Source organism: Pseudomonas sp. BNK-15 (assembly GCF_047456105.1).
Taxonomy (GTDB): domain Bacteria; phylum Pseudomonadota; class Gammaproteobacteria; order Pseudomonadales; family Pseudomonadaceae; genus Aquipseudomonas; species Aquipseudomonas putida_E.
This window is the reverse complement of record NZ_CP179898.1, coordinates 2,348,365-2,372,736: the sequence shown is the minus strand read 5'-3', so window position 1 is coordinate 2,372,736 and position 24,372 is coordinate 2,348,365. Positions and strand designations below refer to the sequence as shown.

Sequence of the window (24,372 nt, the reverse complement as noted above, 5' to 3'; positions counted from 1 at the left end):
AAACCCAATGTTTCCGGGTTTTTCAAAACTGGCACGCCACCTGCAATACGTAATGTATCTCCAGTTTCGGGGGCCTCGGTACAGGCAGGCCGGGAATCCCCTCTTTTACACGCAGTAGCGCAAGCTTTGGGGACCCTGGTACAGGCAGGCCGGGACATCCCCTCTTTTATTCGTGCAGCCTCACCTGCACCCGCCAGCGCCCCGCGTCCTCTGCACCGGCCCATTCGCCACGCAGAGGGCGCGCGGCAATCACGCTCAGCAGCAACCCTTCCTCACTTTTCTGCAAACGCCAGCTCACCGGCTTGCCCTGCAGGGTCAGTTGCCCACGCTGGGCTTTGCCTTCGGCCTGGAACAGCAACGCGACCGTACCCTGGACATTCTCGCCATGCAGCTTCGGTTCATCGTTGAACCACAGGTCCAGCCCGTCCTGCACCACCTCCACCCGCTCAAGCACGAGCGCTTCGGGTGCAGTCAGACGGCCGATCATCAAACCGACCATCAAGCCGACGATCGCCAACGAGAGCAAAACCTTCGGCAAGCCCTTCGAACGCACATCAGGTTCGGGGGTAGAATGCTCGCCATCTTCACGCTTGGAGCCGTGCATGTTTCACGTCATCCTCTTTCAACCTGAAATTCCGCCCAATACCGGCAATATCATTCGCCTCTGCGCCAACAGTGGCTGCGCGCTGCACCTGATCGAACCGATCAGCTTCGAGCTCGACGACAAGCGGCTGCGCCGTGCAGGGCTGGATTACCACGAGTATGCCACGCTCAAGCGCCACGAAAGCCTGGCTGGATGCCTGGAGAGCCTGGGCAACCCACGCTTGTTCGCCTTTACCACAAAGGGTTCGCACCCGTTTCATGAGGTTGCCTACCAGCCGGGCGACGCCTTCCTGTTCGGGCCGGAAAGCCGCGGCCTGCCGGCCGAGGTGCTGGACAGCCTGCCGGCCGAGCAACGCCTGCGCCTGCCGATGCGGCCGGGGTGCCGCAGCCTGAACCTGTCCAACACCGTGGCGGTGACGGTGTATGAGGCGTGGCGGCAGCAGGGGTTTGCCGGGAGCTGACAAGCCCGAGGCAGGCAGCCGGGTAATAAAAAGGCGACCTCGAAGGCCGCCTCTTTGCTACCAGGCAAAATTACTGCACGGTCGGTGCTTCGCCCGCTTCCTGCATGCGCTGCATCTCTTGCGCGTACAGGGCGTCGAAGTTGACCGGCGACAGCATCAGTGCCGGGAACGAACCACGGGTCACCAGGCTATCCAGAGTCTCGCGGGCGTACGGGAACAGGATGTTCGGGCAGAACGCGCCGAGGGTGTGGCTCATGGAAGAGGCGTCGAGGTTCTTGATCAGGAAGATACCAGCCTGCTGAACTTCAGCGATGAACGCCACTTCGTCACCATTCTTGACGGTCACCGACAGGGTCAGCACCACCTCGTGGAAGTCGCCTTCCAGAGCCTTCTGCTTGGTGTTCAGGTCCAGGGCAACGCTCGGCTCCCAGGTCTGACGGAAGATCTGCGGGCTTTTCGGGGCCTCGAACGACAGGTCGCGCACGTAGATACGCTGCATGGAGAACTGAGGGCTGTTGTCTTCGGCTGCTGCGCCGTTGGTCTGTTGGTCAGTCATGGCAGATCCTTATCCTAATGTTTTTGAATGCAGTGCAAATCAGGCCTTGAGCAGCGCGTCGAGCTTGCCGGCGCGCTCCAGGGCGTAGAGGTCATCGCAGCCACCGACATGGGTACTGCCGATCCAGATCTGCGGCACCGAAGTCCGGCCGGCCTTCTGGCTCATCTCGGCGCGTACCTGCGGCTTGCCGTCGACCTTGATTTCCTCGAAGGCCACGCCCTTGCTCTCGAGCAGGTACTTGGCACGCATGCAGTAGGGGCAGTAGTCGCTGGAGTAGACGATGACGTCGTTCATATCACTTCACCAGGGGCAGGTTATCGGCTTTCCAGCTGGAAACGCCACCGCTCAGCTTGGCGGCGGTATAACCAGCCTTGAGCAGTTCGCGGCAGATGGTGCCGGACTGCTGGCCCATTGCGTCGACGACGATCAGGGTCTTCTCTTTGTGCTTGTCCAGTTCGGTCATGCGGGTGGCGACCTTGTCCTGCGGGATGTTCACCGCACCAACGATGTGGCCGGCGGAGTATTCCTTGGCAGGGCGGATATCGATGACAAGGCCCTTCTCGGCATTGACCAGGGCGGTCAGTTGGCCATTGCTCAGGCTCTGGCCGCCACGGCGGATTTCATTGAGCAGCAGCAGGACCAGCAGAACAACGAAGATCGCAACCAGGATGTAGTGATCTGTCGCGAATTGAATCAGGTGAGCAACCATCAGCGGTGTTCCAGGCGATTGAAAATGCCGGCCAGTATACACAGCCCCCAATGACCACCAAAGTCCGACAGGCCGGTGGGAAAACTACCTTCCCGTTCTCGCGGGCGCCGCGCTGGTCAGGGAACAGGACGAATATTCGCCGCAGGTGGCGCATTTGCCCTAAAATGCGTGTCTTTATCATCTTTGAACAACCGTGAGTTTGATTGATGACGAGTACGCCCAAACCCCTGGTCCTGATCATCCTGGATGGCTTCGGCCACAGCGAAAGCCCCGAATACAACGCCATCTATGCCGCCAACACTCCGGTCTATGACCGCCTGCGTGCCACCGCGCCGCATGGCCTGATTTCCGGTTCAGGGATGGACGTCGGCCTGCCGGACGGGCAGATGGGCAACTCCGAAGTCGGTCACATGAACCTGGGCGCCGGCCGTGTCGTCTACCAGGACTTCACCCGCGTCACCAAGGCCATTCGCGACGGCGAGTTCTTCAAGAACCCGGTGCTGACAGGCGCGGTGGACCAGGCTGCAGGTGCCGGCAAGGCCGTGCATATCCTCGGCCTGCTCTCCGACGGCGGCGTACACAGCCACCAGGACCACCTGATTGCCATGGCCGAACTGGCCGCGCAGCGTGGCGCCGAGAAGATCTACCTGCATGCGTTCCTCGACGGTCGTGACACCCCGCCGCGCAGCGCGCAATCGTCCATCGAGCTGCTCGATTCGGCCTTTGCCAAGCTTGGCAAAGGCCGAATCGCCAGCCTGATCGGCCGCTACTACGCGATGGACCGCGACAACCGCTGGGACCGCGTCAGTGCCGCCTACAACCTGATCGTCGACAGCGTTGCCGAACACACTGCAGACAGCGCTGTTGCCGGGCTCGAAGCGGCCTATGCGCGCGACGAGAGCGACGAATTCGTCAAAGCCACGCGTATTGGCGAAGCGGTGAAGGTCGAAGATGGCGATGCCGTGATCTTCATGAACTTCCGCGCCGACCGCGCACGTGAGCTGTCGCGCGTGTTCGTCGAAGCCGATTTCAACGAGTTCCCACGGGCACGCCTGCCAAAGCTGGCCGCCTACATCGGCCTGACCCAGTACTCGGCGAAAATCCCGGCCCCGGCGGCGTTTGCCCCGGCCAGCCTGAACAACGTGCTGGGTGAATACCTGGCCAAAAACGGCAAGACCCAGCTGCGCATCGCCGAGACCGAGAAATACGCACACGTCACCTTCTTCTTCTCCGGGGGGCGCGAAGAACCGTTCGAAGGCGAAGAGCGCATCCTGATCCCGTCGCCGAAAGTCGCCACCTACGACATGCAGCCGGAAATGAGCGCCCCAGAGGTCACCGACCGCATCGTCGAGGCCATCGAGCAGCAGCGCTACGACGTGATCGTGGTCAATTACGCCAACGGTGACATGGTCGGCCATACCGGCGTGTTCGATGCCGCAGTCAAGGCCGTCGAAGCCCTGGACGGCTGTGTCGGTCGCATCGTCGAGGCACTGGACAAGGTGGGCGGCGAAGCGTTGATCACCGCAGACCACGGCAACGTCGAGCAGATGGAAGACGAATGCACCGGCCAGGCGCATACGGCCCACACCACCGAGCCGGTACCGTTCATCTATGTCGGCAAGCGCCAGGTCAAGGTTCGCGAGGGCGGCGTGCTGGCCGACGTGGCGCCGACCATGCTCAAGCTGCTTGGGCTGGAAAAACCTGCGGAAATGACCGGTACCTCGATTCTGCTCGAGGATTAAGCGGCAAGCGGCAAGCGAAACCTGGCCTGGCGCCTGCTTTTGCTTGCCGCTTGTAGCTTGAAGCTTGCCGCTGACGCCGTGAGGCGTTTTTTTTGCAGCCCCGGGCGGGCATACTAGGCCAGTCTCCATCCTTGGTACGCCCAACCTCATGCTTCGCGCCCTGATTCTCCTAGCCCTGTCTTGCCTGCTCAGCCCGGCCTTCGCCGACGAGCGCGCACAGACCCAGCAACAACTGGACGCCACCCGCCAGGACATCGCCGAGCTCAAGAAAACGCTGGGCAAGCTCCAGGCAGAAAAATCCGGCGTGCAGAAAGACCTCAAAGCCACCGAGACCGACATCGGCAACCTCGAAAAGCAGGTGGAGGCTCTGCAGCAAGAACTAAAAAAGACCGAGGGCGAGCTGGAGCGCCTTGATACCGAGAAAAAAAAACTCCAGAGCTCGCGCATTGAACAACAGCGACTTATCGCCATTCAGGCGCGGTCCGCCTACCAGAACAATGGCCGTGAGGAATACCTCAAGCTGCTGCTCAACCAGCAGAACCCAGAAAAGTTCGCCCGCACCCTCAGCTACTACGACTACCTGAGCAAGGCGCGTATGGAGCAGCTGCGTGCCTTCAACGAGACCTTGCGCCAGCTGGCCAATGTCGAACAGGACATTTCTCGCCAGCAAGAACAGTTGCTGGCCCAGCGCGCCGATCTCGACAGCCGCCGCCAGGCCCTGGAAGCCGAACGTGGCAAACGTCAGCAGGTGCTGGCCAAGCTCAACAGTGACATGAAAGACCGCGACAAGAAGCTGCAGGCCCGTGAACAAGACCAGGCCGACCTTGCCAAGGTGCTCAAGACCATTGAGGAAACCCTGGCCCGTCAGGCCCGTGAGGCCGAAGAAGCGCGCAAAAAGGCCCTGCTGGCCGAGCAAGAGGCCCAAAAGCGCCGACAGCAGGAAGCGCTGGCCGCACAGCAAGACAGCGAACCGCCAAAAAAGGCGCGCACCACCCTAGGCCCGTTGGTTTCCAGCAGCAGCTCAACCTACGGCGGTGCTTTTTCTGCCGCACGGGGCAAACTTCCCTGGCCCGTCAATGGTCGATTGCTGGCACGTTTCGGTGAAGCCCGTGGCAGCGATGCCCGAGCCAAGTGGGACGGCGTGATGATCAGCGCCAACCCCGGCACCCAGGTGCGTGCCGTGCACGGCGGGCGCGTGGTGTTCGCCGACTGGTTGCGCGGTGCTGGACTTCTGGTCATTCTCGACCATGGTAATGGTTACCTGAGCCTGTACGGCCACAACCAGAGCCTGCTCAAGAGCGCCGGGGACATCGTCAAGGCCGGCGAGGCCATTTCCACCGTTGGCGACAGCGGCGGCCAGGATGCCGCCGGCTTGTACTTCGCCATCCGCCAGCAGGGCAGGCCAACCGACCCTTCGCAGTGGTGCAAAGGTTAAGGTTAAAGCCTAGTCACTTTTTTACGGCCCGGCGCCCCACGCTGGGCCGATGCTCCCCAGGGAGCGCCTACAGGATCAGGAGTTCGTTCGACATGCTGCACTCGCCTCGTCTCACCCAGCTGGCCCTGACCATCGCCCTGGCGACTGGTATGCCTTTGGCCATCGCTGCCGAGCCGGCGCCCGCCAAGCCCGCCGCGGTGCCAGCCACCGAGGTGACCGCCAGGGCGCCGCTGCCACTGGAAGAGCTGCGCACCTTCGCCGAGGTCATGGACCGCATCAAGGCGGCCTATGTCGAGCCGGTAGACGACAAGACGCTGCTGGAGAATGCCATCAAAGGCATGCTCAGCAACCTCGACCCGCATTCGGCCTACCTTGGCCCCGAGGACTTCCAGGAACTGCAGGAAAGCACCAGTGGCGAGTTCGGTGGCCTGGGTATCGAAGTCGGCCAGGAAGACGGCTTCATCAAGGTGGTCTCGCCCATCGATGACACCCCCGCTTCGCGCGCCGGCGTGCAGGCAGGCGACCTGATCGTCAAGATCAACGGTGCGCCCACCCGCGGCCAGAGCATGACCGAAGCCGTGGACAAGATGCGCGGCAAGGTCGGCGAGAAGATCACCCTGACCCTGGTACGTGACGGCGGCACCCCGTTCGACGTGAACCTGGTCCGCGCGGTGATCCAGGTCAAGAGCGTGAAGAGCCAGTTGCTGGAAAACGACTACGGCTACATCCGCATCACCCAGTTCCAGGTCAAGACCGGCGACGAAGTGGGCAAGGCATTGGCCAAGATGCGCAAAGACAACGGCAAGAAACTGCGCGGCGTTGTTCTGGACCTGCGCAACAACCCCGGTGGCGTGCTGCAGTCAGCGGTGGAAGTGGCCGACCACTTCCTGACCAAGGGCCTGATCGTGTACACCAAGGGGCGTATCGCCAACTCCGAACTGCGCTTCTCCGCCGACCCGGCCGACGCCAGCGAAGCCGTGCCACTGGTCGTGCTGATCAACGGCGGCAGCGCCTCGGCCTCGGAAATCGTCGCCGGCGCCCTGCAAGACCAGAAACGCGCCGTACTGATGGGCACCGACAGCTTCGGCAAAGGTTCGGTGCAGACCGTGCTGCCACTGGCCAACGACCGTGCCCTGAAGCTCACGACTGCACTGTACTTCACCCCCAATGGCCGCTCGATCCAGGCCCAGGGCATCGTGCCGGACATCGAGGTGCGCCCGGCCAAACTCACAGCAGAGGTCGATACCGAGAACTTCAAGGAAGCCGACCTGCAAGGCCACCTGGGCAACGGCAACGGTGGCGCTGACCGCCCGACCGGCAGCAGCAAGCGCAAGGAGCGTCCGCAGGACGATGACTTCCAGCTGAGCCAGGCGCTCAGCCTGCTCAAGGGGCTGAACATCACCTCAGGCAAATGATTCATCCGTTGCGGTATCTGCTGCCCGTGCTGTTATGCCTGTCGGCCGCGTTCGCCCATGCAGCGCCGGCCAACAAGGCCTACATGAGCATCATCATCGACGACCTGGGCCAGAGCACCGAGCGCGACAGCAGAACGCTTGCGCTGCCTGGCCCTGTGACGATGGCGATCATGCCGGATACCCCCCACGCCAGCGAGTTCGCCCGCCAGGCGCACAAGGCGGGCAAGACGGTAATCCTGCATATGCCCATGGACCCCGCCACCGGGCCCTATGCCTGGCACCCGGACATCGCCTTGCCGGAGCTCGCCAGGCGACTGGACGCGGCCTTGGCCAAAGTGCCCTACGCCGCCGGCATCAACAACCACATGGGCAGCCGCATGACCGCCCAGCGTGGCGCCATGACCTGGCTGATGGGGGAACTCCAGCGGCGGCATCTGTTTTTCGTAGACAGCCGTACCAGTGCTGCCACCGTCGCCGCCGCCGAGGCACAGGCACAGGCCCTTGGGCATGTGTCGCGCGACGTGTTTCTGGACGACGTACGCACCACAGAGGCCATCACCACACAGCTGCAGCAAGGCGTGGCACTGGCACACAGGCAAGGCTCGGCTGTGCTGATCGGGCATCCTTATCTGCAGACCCTGCAAGTACTGGAACAGCAAATGCCCCGGCTCAAGAGCCAGGGCATCGAACTGATCACGCTCTCACAGATGATCGCCGAGCGCGGTAATCAGGCAATGCCCGCACACGGCAAGCACGGCCGCTACAGCAACCGCTGAGGCATTTCAGTCGAAAGGGATCAGGCCCTCCACCTGGTTCAGGCGTAAATTACCCCGGTAGATCGCCACCAGGGCTTCACCGCTGGTCGCTGCCCGCAGCTGCGCCAGGCGCCCCAATTTGCGCTGCGCCCACAGCTTCAGATGGCCCTTGCTGAATTGCCGCGCCGTCGTATCCATGTCCAGGTAGTGGAAGTGCGCCTCCCACAGCCCGTCGCCTTGAGCCTGCCCGGCCCGCGGCATACGCCTGATTTCGTAGACATCCAGGTAATCGCCCGCTGCCAGCAGCTTGCGTGGCCCTGCGCGGTGTATCGTCACTTGGTGGTTGTCGAGCAGAAAGCGCAGGCTACTGGCATCCGGATGGTCGGTTGACAGGTAGATACCGGTCAGCAGATCGCGACGGGTGGCCTGCAAGCGTTCAATGGCCGCCCCCAGCTGCTCGAACAAAGCATCGTCAGGGGTCATGCGGGGCAAAGTACTGTGAGCAATCCGCAGTTTTTCCAGGTGCCCATCGACGACCGTGGCCAAACCATTGGGTTGCTCAGCCTGGAAAAAGCTTCTGGCCAGTTTGTTGATCCGATCGACCTCGTCAAGCAGTGCCTGAGCCCGCTTGCGTGCCAAGCGTGGGATCTGCGGCGAGAATGGCGGCTTCGCTTCATCGGGCTGTGGCGCATCCTCGACCCATTCATCACCTTGCTGACGGAAGGTTTTCAGCACATGCCGGGTACGTTCGTCGCGCTGCTGGACGACCGCCACCCCATCCAGCTCGACTTCCTCGCCCAGCACCTTGCGCCCGCGATGGGTGCGGACCAGCTTGCGCCGCCCGCCGCGCGGGGTGTAGAACACCGGACGCGGCGCGGCAGGCTCGGACAGTTCCTGCTCGCGTACCGCTTGGGCCAGCTCGTTCTGGGCGGCACGCTGCAAACCGCGCAGCGTTCTCTTGTACTGCTGCAACGGTTCCTGCCTGATCGCGGCGCCGCCCACACTGCCCAGGTAATCGGCCATCGCTGCGGCTTCTTCATAACCTTCCAGGATGCCGCTCAAGACCTCGATCTGCTCGGCCAGCGCCAGGTTACTGCCAGCCAGATCGCCGTGCGCGTTGCCTGCACTTTTCAGGCTGTCGCCGGCCAGGTACTCGAGGTATTGCGACAACACCCGTTCCTCCACATCGGCCAGCCGGTCCAGGCTGACCTCCGCCAAGTCCTGGAGCAGGCGAAAGTCCAGATCGATGGCCGATACCCGACGCGCCTCAATAGTACCTTTGAGCTCGGCTTCCTTGTTGATGCGTTGGTGGGTTTCATCGTTTCTGAAAACGTAACTGTCGTCCTTGAGCGTTTCGTCGAGCAGGGTGTCGAGCAGTCGGGACATGTCCACAAGGTCCGACTCCCACTTGATGACCTCTTCCAGTACGCTGCGAAAGTGCTCGTACTGGCTGATCTCCTCTGCCTGCTCAGGGTGTATGACGACCTGGTCGGCCAGGCTTTGCACATCCTCATCATTGATGATGGAAGCCAGTTCGTTATAGAACGTCGAAATATTCTCGATCAGGCTGTGGCGGATCCTGCTGCGCTGCTCCCTGACAGCATTGCTGTAGGCATTGTTGTCATGGCGCATGCTGAAGAGGCTGGCGACCACTCGCTCATGCTCGAGTGAGTTCCCGATCAGGCTCTTGACCTCATAGACAATCTTCAAGTTGATCTGCTTGCGCAGGCGTTGGGTCAGTTCCAGTTCGCGAAGGGCCAAGTCGTCCGGCTCGGCAAGCGCCTCGAGCACTGCGATGCGCTTGTCCTTTTCACCGAGCAGGTCGCGGTGCCTGTTCAGCGTATCTGCCAGCGCATTGTGCTGGCGGGCCAGTACTGTTTCTTCGCTCTTGAGTTGCTCGATTTTCTTGCGATTTTCCTCTTTCAAGGCTTCAAGGCGACTGCGTGGCATGCCGCCTTGCAAGCGCAAGCCACGATCGACACGCCATTGTCCGTGCTCGAACGCCAACCAGGGCCCCAGGCCGCCGTCGGCCCCCACCATACGCAAACCTTGCTCCTCAAAGGTGGCCCGGTACACACCATCGCCTAGCGTAAGGTAATAGTGCTCGCCAACGCGGTACAACCCGCGTTCCGCTCCCGCTGCAAGCGGTTCCAGGCCTTCCAGCGATACATCCACGCGCATACCGGACACCACCTTGCGCTGCTGCGGTGAGAGCACATTGAACCCCTGTGTGCCACGCCAGGAAAAATCCAGCCGGGTAGAGCCATGCTTCGCCAGCCCTCCTGGAACACCAACCTTGCCTTGTATGGGAACAACCATTGCTTGTGCGCCAGGCCACGCAGGCATTGCGCCCCGAGCGGGAAGGTCCCTTACAGGCTCGCTTAAGTGCAACCGCGACAAACGCAAATGCATCAAGGCCATGCAGGCGTTGAGCAACAGGTCCACCACAGCTGCACTGCGCTCGAACGCACTGCCATCGCGCAAGGCCACCAGGTCGTCGTGCAATCCGGAAATGGCCTGTACCAGCCAGGCAACGACGGCCACAGGCCCACGCAGCAGCAACGTTACAACGTCGAACAACAGCCAAGCCCCCTGAACGAGAACCGCCCAGCGACTCTCGGCATTGGAAACCGATTCGCGGTCAGCCAGTTCCACCAGCAGGTTGCGATTGGCCTTATACAGCCTCACATCCACATCATTGCGCCAGAACTGCGCTGCGAAAGTTGGTGGGCGCCCTCGCTCAGGCAGCAAATCGCTTGCCAGGATAGGCCCTGGCCAATGCGGCTCGTAAAAGCCGCCATATGCGTAGGCGGCACGCGAGGCGGGCGACATCCACTCAAGGACGCTGTCCTGCAATGGCCCGGGCTTGCGGATTGCAGCCATCATCAGGTCCAGGCTGGCAAACTCGAGCAGCGGCGTTGCGTTGTACAGAGGCCGATACAGCAAAACCTTTGCAGGCTCAGCAGCGAACAGAACATACATGCCACTGACCTCATCCTGCTCGATCGCGCTCGCTTCACGCCTGAAGGCCAGAGGCATCAGCATCAGCGCTGGCAATTGCGGGTCAAGGTAGCCGTGGCAAAAATCGGTCACACACTGCAAGCCTGCGTCGCTCAGCCCGCCCTGCAAGCGGGCATAGAGCGCGCTGAACAGTAGTGAACACCGCCATTCACGGCCAAAGCGTTTGATCCGCTCGGTCTGTGTAGCGGGGTCGTCCAGCTTCTGCGCGACGTAGGTGGGGTAGTGCTTGCCGATGTCGACACGCTGCACCAGCGACTTGACGTAGTCGACATTCATCCAGTCCATGATCAACTGGTTTTCACGGTGCGTTATGCCGGTAAGCTGCGCGCTCTGCAGCGACCAGAGGTTACCGATGGCGAAATCGGTCAACGTCATGCTGCGGTGCTCAACCGCCGAATCGCCCGGCCCGACGCCGGCACCACCGGGCCAGCCGGCATTGATGGTCAGTTGCAGAACCAGGTCATCCGGAAAATAGTTGGCCTCGACCGGGAAATCAGCAAGCATTCGCGCCCGCAGCGCCTGACGGGTGTAGCTGCGCAGATCAAGTACATCCTCAAGCGCCCCACCCCCTTCGGACTGAGCCTGAGCCAAAGCCAGTTCGAACACGCCCCGTTGATAGACAAAGTTATTTGCAGCATTGCTATTTCGCAGGCCAGGCGGCAATGCAATCTGTGCCTCGCTGGCTTGGCCGTAACCTTCAATGAACCAGCGCGCGGGGTCGCTCAGCGCAGAAAAAGCCCTCTCAAGCAGCGAACAGTCTGGCAACTGCGCGTAACGCAAACGCCCTATGTCATCAAGCATGATCTCCAACAACAGGCTGCTTTGCTGGGCAAACACGTCACCTTCCAACTCATAGCGGTGCCATGCCATGGATTCGAAGCGCTGGTGCTCGGCAAACTCGTCACGTAACGTTTCAGCGAAGTCATCCAGCGATGCAAATGCCCTCACCAGGCTGGACGGGGCGCACCACAGAAACACCTCGCGCTCGTCCCACTCGCCCCTGACCAGCAGGTTAGGCAACCACTGAGCGTCGTTATCGAGTTGCACCTGGACCATAAATACAGAAGGAGTGGCGCCGTGATTCTTGAGCAAGCTGAGCAAACACTGACGTTGCTGGTCGTCCAGGCTTTGCAATCTCAAATTCTGCAGCAATGCCGTTTTGAGCAGGTGCTGCAGCCACAGGTCCCGGCTCACGCCTTGACTGCCTGACGCCGTCCAGTAATCGACCAGGGCTTGGCAGAAGTTGTCCGCAAGCATAAGCAGGAGGTCATCCAAGGCAGCCAGTTGGGGCCGGATCGAAATCGCCCCAGACGGCAATTTGTTGCCCTGCTGGTCGCGCAGGAACCAGGGTTCCCGGACTGCCAGCAGGAAATCCCCACCGTCAGCCCCCAGCGATGCCAGGGGTTGGCGGGCGTGAAATGCCTCAAGCATGACCTCCAGCAATGGCCGGGGCGTCCACGCGTCGTAGGTCTGCGGGCCGGACGCAATGCGGGCAGGGATGTTGAGTATGAGCGGTTCGGCATCGGGCAGCCTGGCGCCGGCCAAAGCGGCATGACAGGGGACCAGCAATTCGAGAATCTGCTGGCTCAGAACACTACGTAGGGTTGGACGACTGAAAAACTCGGTAGCAACTGCCCGACGAAAGTCAGGCACAGGACTTGGCTGAATGGGCATGGGGCGGCTTCCTCGCGACAAATGGAGCGCAAGGATGTGCCAAGGGGCAAAGTTCGCTGCGTTACATAAAGCTGGAGCCGTTGGGCGGCCGGCATCCGGCCGCCCAAGGGCTAACCGGATCAGCTGTAGACGCGGCCCAGCAACTGGCGATGGCTCTCGAACTGGTCGAGTACATCACGCACGATCTGCTCAGGCGCGAAGCCCATCAGGTCGTACTCCTGGCTGCCATCGTGCAGGTACACTTCGGCGCGATAGAAGCGCTGGCGCACCTGCGGCTCGCCCTCGACCGGCGCATCGCTCGGTGCGGCCATGTAACCGTCCAGGCTCACCTCGTAAACGAAGGGGTTGCCCTCTTCCATCATCACCCGCAGGCCCATCATGTTGCGCGACTGGCCAACACGGCTCTCGACATCAAAGCCCAGGGTGCGCAGTTGCTCGGCTGCTTCTTTCAGGGCCGGGCTGACCTGCTTGTCCATGAAGCGCTGCACCACGGCCTGGGTCGGCTGCAGCTCCAGCTGGCTCAGGCGCTCGGTGAAACCGCGACGGCCACGGGCGGCCAGCTCGGCACGCTCCTGCTCCACGGCAACGTCCTGCTTCATGGCCTTGTACAGGCCGAACATGAACAGCACCAGCACCACCGAGAACGGCAGGCCCGCCAGCACCACCATGGTCTGCATGGCTTCGAAGTTACCGGCGAACAGCAGGCCAATGGTGACCAGGGTGATGATCACCGACCAGAACACCACCATCCAGTGCGGGGCATCTTCGTCGACCTTGCCGCCCTTGCACGACAGGTTGGCCATCATCACCGCACCGGAGTCGGCCGGGGTGAGGAACAGCACGAAGCCCACGAACACCGCCACACCGATCACGATCTTGGCGGCTGGGAAATACTCCAGCAGCTGGTAGATCGACATCGACGGCTGCTCCAGCGCGGTCTTGCCCAGCTCCACGGCGCCCTGGTTGATCACCAGGTCAAGTGCGGTATTGCCGAAGATCGACAACCAGGCCAGGGTGAAGCCCAGCGGGATCAGCAGTACGCCGCAGACCAGCTGGCGCACGGTACGGCCCTTGGAGATACGGGCAATGAACATGCCGACGAACGGGCCCCAGGAGATCCACCACGCCCAGTAGAACACGGTCCACAGGCCCAACCAGCGCTCAGAGTTGCCGGCCTCGCCTTCGTAGACATAAAGGTCGAAAGTCTTCAGCACGATGCCATTGAGGTAGTCGCCGATGTTCTGCACCAGGCCGTTGAGCAGGTGCAGGGTCTCGCCGCCCAGCAGCACGAAGATCAGCAAACCACTGAACAGCATGATGTTCAGGTTGGACAGGCGGCGGATGCCGTTTTCCACACCTGACACCGCAGCCACCGTAGCCACGCCGGCCATGACCAGAATCACCACCAGCAGGTTGGTCTGGCTGTGGTCCATGCCGAACAGGTATTCAAGGCCCGAAGACACCTGCATCGCACCGATCCCCAGGTTGGTCACCAGACCGAGCAGGGTGACGAACATGCCGAAGATGTCCACGGCATTGCCGGCAGCGCCCTTGACCCAACGCTCGCCGACCAGCGGATACAGTGCCGAGCGCAGTGCCAGCGGCTGGTTGTGCCGGTAGGCAAAGTAGCCTACGGCCAACCCGACCAGGGCGTAGATCGCCCAGCCATGCAGGCCCCAGTGCAGGAAGGTCAGTTGCAGGCCCTGGCGCGCGGCCTCGAGGCTGGCAGGGGTGCCCTGGGGCGGATTGAAGTAGTGGTCCAGCGGCTCGGAGGCGCCGAAGTACAGCAGCGAGATGCCGATACCGGAGGAAAACAGCATGCCGGCCCAGGCGCCGTAACTGAAGTCGGGCTGGTCATCCTTGCCGCCAAGCTTGAGCTTGCCGTAATCGGAGAACGCCAGGTAAACGACAAACAGCAGGTAACCGCAGATCACCAGCATGTAGTACCAGCCGAAGGTGCGCGTCAGCCACTTCTGGGCCACGCCCAGTACCTGACCGGCGGTTTCGGGAACAGCGATAAGCAAGGCAGTCAGAACGAGGATCATCAGCGCGGAAGTGAAAAACACCACGCGATTGACCCGTACCCTCTCGGCGGGGGGTTTGGTAAGGGAGGCAGAACTCATTGCACGAATGCTCCGGGCAGTGCGGCTGTGGAGGCTAATCAGTCTTTTCCCGAGCAATTGGTGGAATACCCCCACTGCGTCAGGTGTTATAAAAGCACCTTGGAAACCGTGATCCCTGATAGAAACGTTGCAAAAACCAGACAGGTGGTCGGCGCAAATGCTTCGCCCAATCAGATTGGTGCGCGCATTCGTCACAGAGCACCCCGCCCGCTCCAAGGGCCTGCCGCAGGTCGATGACCGCTCGGCAGAATCTGCAGTTCGCATCGCTCATACCCGTCAACGCCTTGTATTCCGGGGGTTACGCGATTTCCTGGGGTGTCAATCCGTGCCCTCGAAACAGCCTGAAAAACTGTCAATGGCACAAATTGTCGCAGAGCTTATTCTTTATTGATTGAACGTTCAATCAAAACAAAATAGACTGGTCCTCGCCGAGTCAGCCGCACTTCGTCTGCTCGTCAGGCCTGAGGAGATAGCAAGATGCCCAAGGTCGGTATGCAACCCATCCGCCGCCAGCAATTGATCGAAGCTACGCTGCAAGCAGTCGATCAGGTCGGCCTGGGAGATGCCAGCATTGCGCTGATTGCCCGTTTGGCCGGTGTGTCGAACGGCATCATCAGTCACTACTTTCAGGACAAGAACGGCCTGATAGCGGCGACGATGCGCTACATCATGAACATGCTCAACGAGGGCGTGATCGCTCGTCGCCAAGCGCTGACCGACGACAGCCCGCGAGCCCACCTGAGGGTGATCATCGAAGGCAACTTCGATGCCAGCCAGGTGAATGGCCCGGCAATGAAAACCTGGCTGGCCTTCTGGGCCTCCAGCATGCACCAGCCGTCCTTGCACAGGTTGCAGCGGATCAACGATCACCGCCTGTATTCCAACCTGTGCTGCCAGTTCCGCCGCGCCATGCCGCTCGATGAAGCGCGCACCGCCGCCCGCGGCCTGGCTGCCTTGATCGACGGGCTGTGGCTGCGTGGAGCGTTGTCGGGCGATGCCTTCGACACCGGCCAGGCGATACAGATCGCTTACGAATACCTGGAACTACAACTGGCTAAACAGCAGCGCCCGGACACGCAACCACCGGCCTCTGAAAAAACGCGCACAGCCCTTGCCCAGCCGGCCGGAGCGTGACGCGAAAGCCACTCACACACTGCACTTGCGAGGACACTATGGCCCGTTTCGGAACGCAAAAACTCTACATTGACGGCGGTTATGTCGACGCTGGCAGCAACGCCACCTTCGAAGCCATCAACCCGGCGACCGGCGAAGTCCTCGCCCACGTGCAGCGCGCCACTCAGGCCGACGTCGAGAAAGCCGTCGAAAGCGCCGAGCGCGGTCAGAAAATCTGGGCCGCAATGACTGCCATGCAGCGTTCGCGCATCCTGCGCCGTGCCGTCGACATTCTGCGTGAGCGCAACGACGAACTGGCCATGTTGGAAACGCTGGACACCGGCAAGTCGTACTCCGAAACCCGCTACGTCGACATCGTCACTGGCGCCGACGTGCTGGAATACTACGCAGGCCTGGTGCCGGCCATCGAAGGCGAGCAGATTCCGCTGCGCGAAAGCTCGTTCGTCTACACCCGCCGCGAGCCGCTGGGCGTGACCGTCGGTATCGGCGCCTGGAACTACCCGATCCAGATCGCCCTGTGGAAGTCCGCCCCAGCCCTGGCCGCCGGCAACGCGATGATCTTCAAGCCTTCGGAAGTCACCTCGCTGACCACCCTGAAACTGGCCGAGATCTACACCGAAGCTGGCCTGCCGGACGGCGTGTTCAACGTGCTGACCGGCAGCGGCCGTGAAGTCGGCACCTGGCTGACCGAACACCCGCGCATCGAGAAAGTCTCCTTCACCGGCGGCACCACCACCGGCAAGAAAGTCATGGCCAGCGCTTCGAGCTCCTCGCTCAAGGAAGTCACCATGGAGCTGGGTGGCAAGTCGCCGCTGATCATCTGCGCCGACGCCGACCTGGACAAGGCCGCCGACATCGCCATGATGGCCAACTTCTACAGCTCCGGTCAGGTCTGCACCAACGGTACCCGCGTGTTCATCCCTGCCCAGATGAAAGCGGCCTTCGAAGCCAAGATCGCCGAGCGCGTTGCCCGTATCCGCGCCGGCAACCCGGAAGACGAAAACACCAATTTCGGCCCGCTGGTCAGCTTCCAGCACATGGAAAGCGTGCTGGGCTACATCGCCAAGGGCAAGCAAGAAGGTGCCCGCGTACTGTGCGGCGGCGAGCGTCTGACCGAAGGTGATTTCGCCAAGGGCGCCTTCGTGGCCCCGACCGTGTTCACCGACTGCACCGACGACATGACCATCGTCAAGGAAGAGATCTTCGGCCCGGTGATGAGCATCCTCACCTACGAAACCGAAGAAGAAGTCATCCGTCGCGCAAACGACACCGAATACGGCCTGGCCGCAGGCGTGTGCACCAACGACATCACCCGCGCCCACCGCATCATCCACAAGCTCGAAGCCGGCATCTGCTGGATCAACGCCTGGGGTGAATCGCCAGCCGAAATGCCGGTCGGTGGCTACAAGCAGTCGGGCGTCGGCCGTGAAAACGGCATCAGTTCGCTGGCGCAATACACTCGCATCAAGTCGGTCCAGGTCGAACTGGGCGGCTACGCGTCGGTCTTCTGAGAAACTCAGCTCCAAGCCGCGAGCAACAAGCTGCAAGCAAGTGCCGGGTGCATCATGCCCCGGCCCTTGCAGCCCTAATCCATTCGCGAGCTTCGCACGGCTGTGTTTTCTTGCAGCTTGTAGCTTGAAGCTTGCCGCTGCTTTCGAGGAGAAAGCCCATGGAATACGATTACATCATCGTTGGTGCCGGCTCGGCCGGTAACACCCTGGCCACTCGCCTGACCGAAGACGCCAGCGTCACCGTCCTGCTGCTCGAAGCCGGTGGCCCCGACTACCGCCTCGACTTCCGCACCCAGATGCCGGCCGCCCTGGCATTCCCGCTCCAAGGCCGTCGCTACAACTGGGCCTACGAGACCGACCCGGAGCCGCACATGGACGGCCGCCGCATGGAATGTGGCCGCGGCAAGGGCCTGGGTGGTTCCTCGCTGATCAACGGCATGTGCTACATCCGCGGTAACGCCCTGGACTTCGACGGCTGGGCAAAACTGCCGGGCCTGGAAGACTGGGCTTACCTGGACTGCCTGCCGTACTTCCGCAAGGCGGAAACCCGTGACATCGGCCCCAACGATTACCACGGTGGTGAAGGCCCGCTCAGCGTTGCCACGCCCAAAGCCGGCAACAACCCGCTGTTCAACGCCATGGTCGAGGCCGGCGTACAGGCCGGTTACCCGCGCACTGAAGACCTGAACGGCTACCAGCAGGAAGGCTTCGGCCCGATGGACCGTTCGGTGACCAAGAACGGCCGCCGCTCCAGCACCGCCCGCGGTTACCTGGACCAGGCCAAGAAGCGCCCGAACCTGACCATCGTCACCCATGCCCTGAGCGACCGCGTGCTGTTCGAAGGCAAGCGCGCCGTTGGCGTGACCTATCTGGTCGGCGACAGCGAGGAGCGCGTCGAAGCCCGCGCCCGCAAGGAAGTCATCGTAAGCTCTGGCGCCATCGCCTCGCCGCAATTGCTGCAGCGCTCCGGCGTGGGCCCGCGCGCCCTGCTGGAAAGCCTCGACATCCCGGTCGTGCACGACCTGCCGGGCGTCGGTGAGAACCTGCAGGATCACCTCGAGCTTTACCTGCAGTACGCCTGCACCCAGCCGGTGTCGCTGTACCCGTCGCTGCTGTGGTGGAACCAGCCGGCCATCGGTGCCGAGTGGCTGTTCAACGGCACCGGCATCGGCGCCAGCAACCAGTTCGAGGCAGGCGGTTTCATCCGTACCCGCCCTGAGTTCGAATGGCCGAACATTCAGTACCACTTCCTGCCTGTCGCGATTAACTACAACGGTTCCAACGGCGTGAAGGAACACGGTTTCCAGGCACATATGGGCTCGATGCGTTCGCCTAGCCGTGGCCGCGTCCAGGTCAAGTCCAAGGACCCTCGCCAGCACCCGAGCATCCTGTTCAACTACATGGCCACCGAGCAGGACTGGCAGGAGTTCCGTGACGGTATCCGCCTGACTCGCGAGATCATGGCCCAGCCAGCGCTGGACCCGTACCGTGGCCGCGAGATCAGCCCGGGGGCGCACGTGCAGACGGACGAAGAGCTGGACAAGTTCATCCGCGAGCACGCCGAAACCGCCTTCCACCCGTCCTGCTCGTGCAAGATGGGTACCGACGACATGGCGGTGGTCGATGGCGAAGGCCGCGTGCACGGCATGCAGGGCCTGCGTGTGGTGGATGCGTCGATCATGCCGATCATCATCACCGGTAACCTCAACGCCACCACGATCATGATCGCCGAGAAAATCTCGGACAAGATCCGCAACCGCAAGCCGCTGCCTCGCAGCACTGCCAAGTACTACGTGGCCAACGGCGCCCCGGTAAAAGGCAAGCCAATGCGTGAAGTGAAGCAGGCCTGACCTGCTCCGGCCTCATCGCCGGCATAGGCAACACAAGAAAAGGCACCCACCGCGGTGCCTTTTCTACATCTGCAGAAACGCTTTACATGCTGCCAATTCATCAGGTTAGAATCGATTGGCACGCGACCTGCTAGTTCTTCAAAGCTATCGAGTCCTCTTCCCCGCGTTATCCCGGAGTACCTGCCTTTGGATGCAAGCACCATCAACAGCCTGTTCCTGATCGGCGCATTGCTGGTGGGCGCAAGTATCCTGGTCAGCTCGCTGTCGTCGCGCCTTGGCATTCCAATCCTGGTCATCATCCTCGCGGTCGGCATGCTCGCAGGCGTGGACGGTGGCGGCATCATCTTCAACAACTACCCGACCGCCTACCTGGTGGGCAACCTGGCACTGGCGGTGATCCTGCTCGACGGCGGCCTGCGCACGCGGGTAGCGAGCTTCCGCGTGGCCTTGTGGCCGGCATTGTCGCTGGCCACCATCGGCGTGATGATCACCACTGCCCTCACCGGCCTGGTCGCGGCCTGGCTGTTTGACCTCAGCCTCATCCAGGGCCTGCTGATCGGCGCCATCGTCGGCTCCACCGACGCCGCAGCGGTGTTCTCGCTGCTCGGGGGCAAAGGCCTGAACGAACGGGTCACGGCCACGCTGGAGATCGAATCGGGCAGCAACGACCCCATGGCCGTCTTCCTCACCGTCACCCTGATCGACATGATCGCCAGCGGCCAGACCGGGCTGCACTGGAGCCTGCTGGGGCACTTGCTGCGCGAGTTCGGCATCGGTGGCCTGCTGGGCCTGGGCGGTGGCTGGCTGATGCTGCAACTGGTCAACCGGATCAACCTGGCCGGTGGCCTGTACCCTATTCTGGTCATCGCTGGCGGGCTGGCGGTGTTCTCGCTGACCAACGCCCTGCACGGCAGCGGCTTCCTTGCCGTTTACCTGTGCGGCCTGGTGCTGGGCAACAAACCGATCCGCAGCCGCCACGGCATCCTGCACATGCTCGACGGCATGGCCTGGCTCGCCCAGATCGGCATGTTCCTGGTGCTGGGGCTGCTGGTCACGCCACATGACCTGCTGCCGATCGCCCTGCCCGCACTGGGCCTGGCGCTGTGGATGATCCTGATCGCGCGGCCGCTGTCGGTGGTTGCCGCACTGCTGCCGTTCAAGGCCTTCCATGGCCGCGAGAAAGCCTTCATTTCCTGGGTCGGCCTGCGCGGCGCGGTCCCCATCATCCTCGCGGTGTTTCCGCTGATGGCCGGGCTGCCTGACGCGCAGCTGTTCTTCAACCTAGCGTTCTTCATCGTGCTGGTATCGCTGCTGGTGCAGGGCACCAGCCTGCCGTGGATGGCCAAACTGCTGAAAGTCACGGTACCACCGGACCCGGCACCGATCTCGCGGTCTGCGCTCGAGGTGCACATCACCAGCGAGTGGGAGTTGTTCGTCTATCGCCTGGGTGCGGAAAAGTGGTGCATCGGTGCCGCCCTGCGCGAACTTAAGATGCCCGAGGGCACCCGCATCGCCGCGCTGTTCCGTGGCGAACAGCTATTGCACCCCTCCGGCAGTACCGTGCTCGAAGTCGGCGACATGCTTTGCGTGATCGGCCACGAACACAACCTGCCAGCACTGGGCAAGCTGTTCAGCCAAGCCCCGCAACGCGGCCTGGACTTGCGCTTTTTCGGCGACTTCGTGCTCGAAGGCGATGCCGAGCTGGGCGCGGTAGCAGCCCTTTACGGCCTGAAACTCGACGGCCTGGACGCAAAAATGCCGCTGGCGCAGTTCATCCGACAGAAGGTCGGGGGCGCTCCAGTAGTGGGCGATCAGGTCGAATGGCACGGCACGATCTGGACCGTGGCGACCATGGACGGGAACAAGATCCAGAAAGTGGGCGTCAGATTCCCCGAAGGAACGCGACCCGGACCAGGATTGTTCCTCTAAACTTCGTTTCTGCATGATCCACAAGTAGTCTGCCTATGTCCCTGCGCGTGTACCTTCGCACAGCCCTGCTCGGGCTGTGCCTGTCCCTGCCGTTCGCCGCTGCTGCGGCCGAAGCCCCGAGCGCTGCCAGTATCCAGAACAGCCTCGACAAGATCGCCGAACGCAAGCTGCCCGAGGCCGATCAGAAGGCCTTGCAGCAGGTGCTCGAACAAACCCTGAGCCTGCTTGCCAACAAGGAAGACAGCGAGAAGAAGCTTGCCGCGCTCAAGCAACAGCTGGCTGGCGCCCCCAAAGAGACCAGCGACAGCCAGAAAGAACTGGCCAAGCTCAAGGCCAGCAAGCCACAACCGGTGGCCCAGCGCTACGCCAGCCTTAGCGTGCCGCAACTCGAACAGATGCTCAGCGAACGCAACACCCTGCAGGGCGAGCTGCAAAAAGCGCTGTCCGACGCCAACAGCCTGATCATCAATTCGCAGACCCGCCCCGAGCGCGCTCAGGCTGAGATCAGCAACAACCAGACCCGCAGCCAGCAGATCAACACTATCCTCAAGAGCGGCAAGGATGGCGGCAAATCAATCAATGCCGACCAGCGTAACCAACTCAATGCCGAACTGGCTTCGCTCAACGCCGTGACCCTGCTGCGCCGCCAGGAGCTGGCCGGCAACGGCCTGCTGCAAGACCTGGGCAACGCCCGCCACGACCTGCTGATTGAACGCACCGCACGCCTGGAACAGGAAATCCAGGACCTGCAGACGCTGATCAATGAGAAGCGTCTGGCCCAATCCCAGCAAACCGTCACCCAGCAGTCGATCGAAGCGCAGAAGGCTGGCGGCAGCAGCCTGCTGGCCAGCGAAAGCGCAGCCAACCTCAAGCTTTCCGACTACCTGCTCAAGAGCACCGACCGCCTTAACGAGCTGACCCAGCAGAACCTGCGCACCAAGCAGCAGCTCGACAGCCTGACCCAGGCCGACCAGGCCCTGGACGAGCAGATCAGCGTGCTCAAGGGCAGCCTGCTGCTGTCAAAGATCCTCTACAAGCAGAAACAGGCCCTGCCGCACCTGAAGCTCGACCGTGACCTGGCCGACCAGATCGCCGACATCCGCCTGTACCAGTTCGAGATCAACCAGCAGCGCGAGCAGATGAGCAGCCCCGTGACCTACGTCGACAAGCTGCTGGCCAACCAGCCGCAGGAAGACGTCACCCCGGCCCTGCGCAAAGCCCTGCTGGAAGTGGCGATCACCCGCAGCGACCTGCTCGAACGCCTGAACCGAGAACTGTCGGCGCTGCTCAACGAATCGATCACCCTGCAGCTCAACCAGAAGCAGCTGCTCAGCACTGCGCAAGGCCTGCGCACCACGCTCGACGAACAGATGTTCTGGATCCCGAGCAACAAGCCGCTGGACTGGGACTGGTTGAAGTCTGTTCCGGAGCGCTTTGCCAAGCAGGTCGCCGACGTGCCTTGGGGGTCTGGCCTGAAGGAGCTGGGCGACGGGCTGAGCCAGCGCCCATTGTTGTTCCTGCCGCTACTGCTGGTGATCGGCGCCTTGCTGTGGCGCCGCAAATACCTGTACCAGCGGCTGAGCAAGGTGCACCAGGACATCGGCCACTTTCGCCGTGACAGCCAGTGGCATACGCCCCAGGCGATCCTGATCAACATCCTCCTGGCGATGCCAGTGAGCCTGGGCCTTGCCCTGTGCAGCTATGCCCTGCAGATCGACGCCCGCGGGCAGAACGCCAACCTTGGCTCCGCGCTCTGGCAACTGGCCCAGGCCTGGCTGGTGTTCTACACCGCCTACCGCATACTCGCCCCGGGCGGGGTGGCGGAAGTCCACTTCCGCTGGCACAAGCCGCAAGTCGAGTTCCTGCGCGGCTGGGTGCGCAGGCTGGGCACCGTGGTGCTGGCGCTGGTCGGCGTCGTGGCGGTGGCCGAGCACCAGCCGTCGGCACTGGCCGACGACGTGCTGGGCATCGGGGTAGTGCTGACCTGTTATGCACTGATGGCCTGGCTGCTCAGCCGCCTGTTGCTGAGCAGCCCCGCGCACCGCGACGCCTCGCTGTTCCGCAGGGCCGTCGGGCTGGCCTTCACGGCCTTGCCGATCGCCTTGTTCGTGGCAGTCTGCTTTGGTTATTACTACACCGCACTCAAACTCACCGACCGGTTGATCTACACCCTTTATCTGCTGATGTTCTGGCTGGTGATCGAGGCCGCCTTCGTACGCGGCCTGTCGGTTGCCGCGCGACGCCTGGCCTACCAGCGTGCCCTGAGCAAGCGTGCGGCCGCCAAGGAAGGGCTGGATGGCGAAGTCATCACCGAAGAGCCGACACTGGACATCGAGCAGGTCAACCAGCAGTCGTTGCGCCTGATCCGCCTGGCCTTGCTCGGTGGCTTCATTGCCGGCTTGTACTGGGTGTGGGCCGACTTGATCACGGTGTTCGCCTACCTCAACAACTTCACCCTGTACGAATACACCAGCGGCACCGGCACGGCCGCCAGCATGGTGCCGATCAGCCTCGGCGACCTACTCGGCGCGCTGGTGATCGTCGGCATCACCTTCGCCCTGGCCGGTAACTTGCCGGGCCTGCTGGAGGTGCTGGTGCTGTCGCGGCTGAACCTGGCCCAGGGCAGCGCCTATGCCACCACCACGCTGCTGTCGTACACCATCGTCGGTATAGGCATCGTCAGTACCCTGTCGACCCTCGGCGTAAGCTGGGACAAGTTGCAGTGGCTGGTGGCAGCCCTGTCGGTCGGCCTGGGCTTCGGCATGCAGGAGATATTCGCCAATTTCATCTCCGGCATCATGATCCTGTTCGAGCGCCCGGTGCGCATCGGCGACACCATCACCATCGGCAACCTGTCCGGCACCGTGAGCAAGATCCGTATCCGCGCCACCACCATCACCGACTTCGACCGCAAGGACATCATCGTCCCCAACAAGACCTTCATCACCGGCCAGCTGATCAACTGGTCGCTGACCGACACGGTCACCCGCGTCACGCTGAAACTGGGCATCGACTATGGCTCCGACCTGGACCTGGTGCGCGAGCTGCTGCTCAAGGGCGCCCACGAGAACCCACGGGTGCTCAAGGACCCGGAGCCGCTCGTGTACTTCCTCAATTTCGGCGAAAGCTCGCTGGACCACGAACTGCGCATGCATGTACGGGACCTGGGCGACCGCAACCCGACGCTGGACGAGATCAACCGCTTTATCAATCGCGAGTTCAAAGCGCACAACATCAAGATCTCTGTTCGCCAGGTCGAGGTGTACCTGATGGACATGCAGGGCGGCAAGCAGCAGCTGATTCCGGCGGAGCAACCAAAACCAGATGGTACTCAACCAGTGTGAGTAGACGCCGTAGCGCTTGAACACCCAAAATACATACGAGGGCTGCGCCCTCGATCGCCGGCAAGCCGGCTCCCACAGGGTCCGCGCCACTGCGATAGTCATGTGGGAGC

16 protein-coding genes are annotated in these 24,372 nt (G+C 62.2%); 10 read left to right on the top strand and 6 right to left on the bottom strand.

Going from position 1 to position 24,372, the window contains the following annotated elements:
- Positions 1-166: 166 nt before the first annotated feature.
- Positions 167-604, bottom strand: coding sequence for a hypothetical protein (locus ACMGF5_RS10865; protein ID WP_046784990.1), 438 nt, complete (start codon positions 602-604; stop codon positions 167-169).
- Here ACMGF5_RS10865 and trmL point away from each other — a divergent pair.
- The gene (gene trmL, locus ACMGF5_RS10860; RefSeq protein ID WP_011531803.1) at positions 603-1,064 is read left to right on the top strand and encodes a tRNA (uridine(34)/cytosine(34)/5-carboxymethylaminomethyluridine(34)-2'-O)-methyltransferase TrmL; all 462 of its coding nucleotides are present in this window, start codon (positions 603-605) and stop codon (positions 1,062-1,064) included. The genes ACMGF5_RS10865 and trmL overlap by 2 nt on opposite strands.
- Positions 1,065-1,134: 70 nt before the next feature.
- On the opposite strand, the gene secB is transcribed toward trmL, so the two are convergent.
- Genes secB through ACMGF5_RS10845 form a run of 3 tightly spaced genes read right to left on the bottom strand, consistent with a single transcriptional unit; the run spans position 1,135 to position 2,329 of the window.
- Positions 1,135-1,620, bottom strand: coding sequence for a protein-export chaperone SecB (secB, locus tag ACMGF5_RS10855; RefSeq protein WP_012312355.1), 486 nt, complete (start codon positions 1,618-1,620; stop codon positions 1,135-1,137).
- A 39-nt stretch (positions 1,621-1,659) separates the two neighbouring features.
- Positions 1,660-1,914 carry a glutaredoxin 3 gene (gene grxC, locus ACMGF5_RS10850; RefSeq protein ID WP_046784989.1) on the bottom strand — a complete coding sequence of 85 codons (255 nt, stop codon included), beginning with the start codon at positions 1,912-1,914 and terminating at the stop codon, positions 1,660-1,662.
- Between the two features lies 1 nt (position 1,915).
- A complete protein-coding gene (locus ACMGF5_RS10845) occupies positions 1,916-2,329 on the bottom strand; it encodes a rhodanese-like domain-containing protein (protein ID WP_046784988.1) in 414 nt (137 codons plus the stop codon).
- A gap of 206 nt (positions 2,330-2,535) precedes the next feature.
- Here ACMGF5_RS10845 and gpmI point away from each other — a divergent pair, with 206 nt between their 5' ends.
- From gpmI to ACMGF5_RS10825, 4 genes are all read left to right on the top strand, one after another.
- Entirely contained in the window at positions 2,536-4,071 is a 1,536-nt protein-coding gene (gene gpmI / locus ACMGF5_RS10840; RefSeq protein WP_125923655.1) for a 2,3-bisphosphoglycerate-independent phosphoglycerate mutase, read from the top strand.
- Positions 4,072-4,219: 148 nt separating this feature from the next.
- Positions 4,220-5,506, top strand: coding sequence for a murein hydrolase activator EnvC family protein (locus ACMGF5_RS10835; RefSeq protein WP_115273389.1), 1,287 nt, complete (start codon positions 4,220-4,222; stop codon positions 5,504-5,506).
- Between the two features lie 92 nt (positions 5,507-5,598).
- Entirely contained in the window at positions 5,599-6,921 is a 1,323-nt protein-coding gene (locus ACMGF5_RS10830; RefSeq protein ID WP_046784985.1) for a S41 family peptidase, read from the top strand.
- A gap of 8 nt (positions 6,922-6,929) precedes the next feature.
- Positions 6,930-7,697 (top strand): divergent polysaccharide deacetylase family protein, encoded by a 768-nt coding sequence (locus ACMGF5_RS10825; protein ID WP_414156847.1) that lies wholly within the window; start codon positions 6,930-6,932, stop codon positions 7,695-7,697.
- 6 nt (positions 7,698-7,703) lie between these two features.
- Here ACMGF5_RS10825 and ACMGF5_RS10820 read toward each other — a convergent pair whose 3' ends face one another.
- Both ACMGF5_RS10820 and ACMGF5_RS10815 read right to left on the bottom strand, forming a co-directional pair.
- Positions 7,704-12,266 carry a dermonecrotic toxin domain-containing protein gene (locus ACMGF5_RS10820; RefSeq protein ID WP_414157778.1) on the bottom strand — a complete coding sequence of 1,521 codons (4,563 nt, stop codon included), beginning with the start codon at positions 12,264-12,266 and terminating at the stop codon, positions 7,704-7,706.
- 224 nt (positions 12,267-12,490) lie between these two features.
- A complete protein-coding gene (locus tag ACMGF5_RS10815; protein WP_237859345.1) occupies positions 12,491-14,437 on the bottom strand; it encodes a BCCT family transporter in 1,947 nt (648 codons plus the stop codon).
- 534 nt (positions 14,438-14,971) lie between these two features.
- Between ACMGF5_RS10815 and betI the strand changes: the two genes are divergently transcribed.
- The 5 genes from betI (at position 14,972) to mscK (ending at position 24,262) form a co-directional block, all read left to right on the top strand.
- Entirely contained in the window at positions 14,972-15,628 is a 657-nt protein-coding gene (gene betI, locus ACMGF5_RS10810) for a transcriptional regulator BetI (RefSeq protein ID WP_039601898.1), read from the top strand.
- A gap of 38 nt (positions 15,629-15,666) precedes the next feature.
- Positions 15,667-17,139 carry a betaine-aldehyde dehydrogenase gene (gene betB / locus ACMGF5_RS10805; protein WP_115273386.1) on the top strand — a complete coding sequence of 491 codons (1,473 nt, stop codon included), beginning with the start codon at positions 15,667-15,669 and terminating at the stop codon, positions 17,137-17,139.
- A 158-nt stretch (positions 17,140-17,297) separates the two neighbouring features.
- A complete protein-coding gene (gene betA, locus ACMGF5_RS10800) occupies positions 17,298-18,989 on the top strand; it encodes a choline dehydrogenase (RefSeq protein ID WP_046784979.1) in 1,692 nt (563 codons plus the stop codon).
- Positions 18,990-19,175: 186 nt separating this feature from the next.
- Entirely contained in the window at positions 19,176-20,918 is a 1,743-nt protein-coding gene (locus ACMGF5_RS10795; protein ID WP_115273385.1) for a potassium/proton antiporter, read from the top strand.
- 35 nt (positions 20,919-20,953) lie between these two features.
- Entirely contained in the window at positions 20,954-24,262 is a 3,309-nt protein-coding gene (mscK, locus tag ACMGF5_RS10790; RefSeq protein WP_161871626.1) for a mechanosensitive channel MscK, read from the top strand.
- The last annotated feature ends 110 nt before the right edge of the window (positions 24,263-24,372 follow it).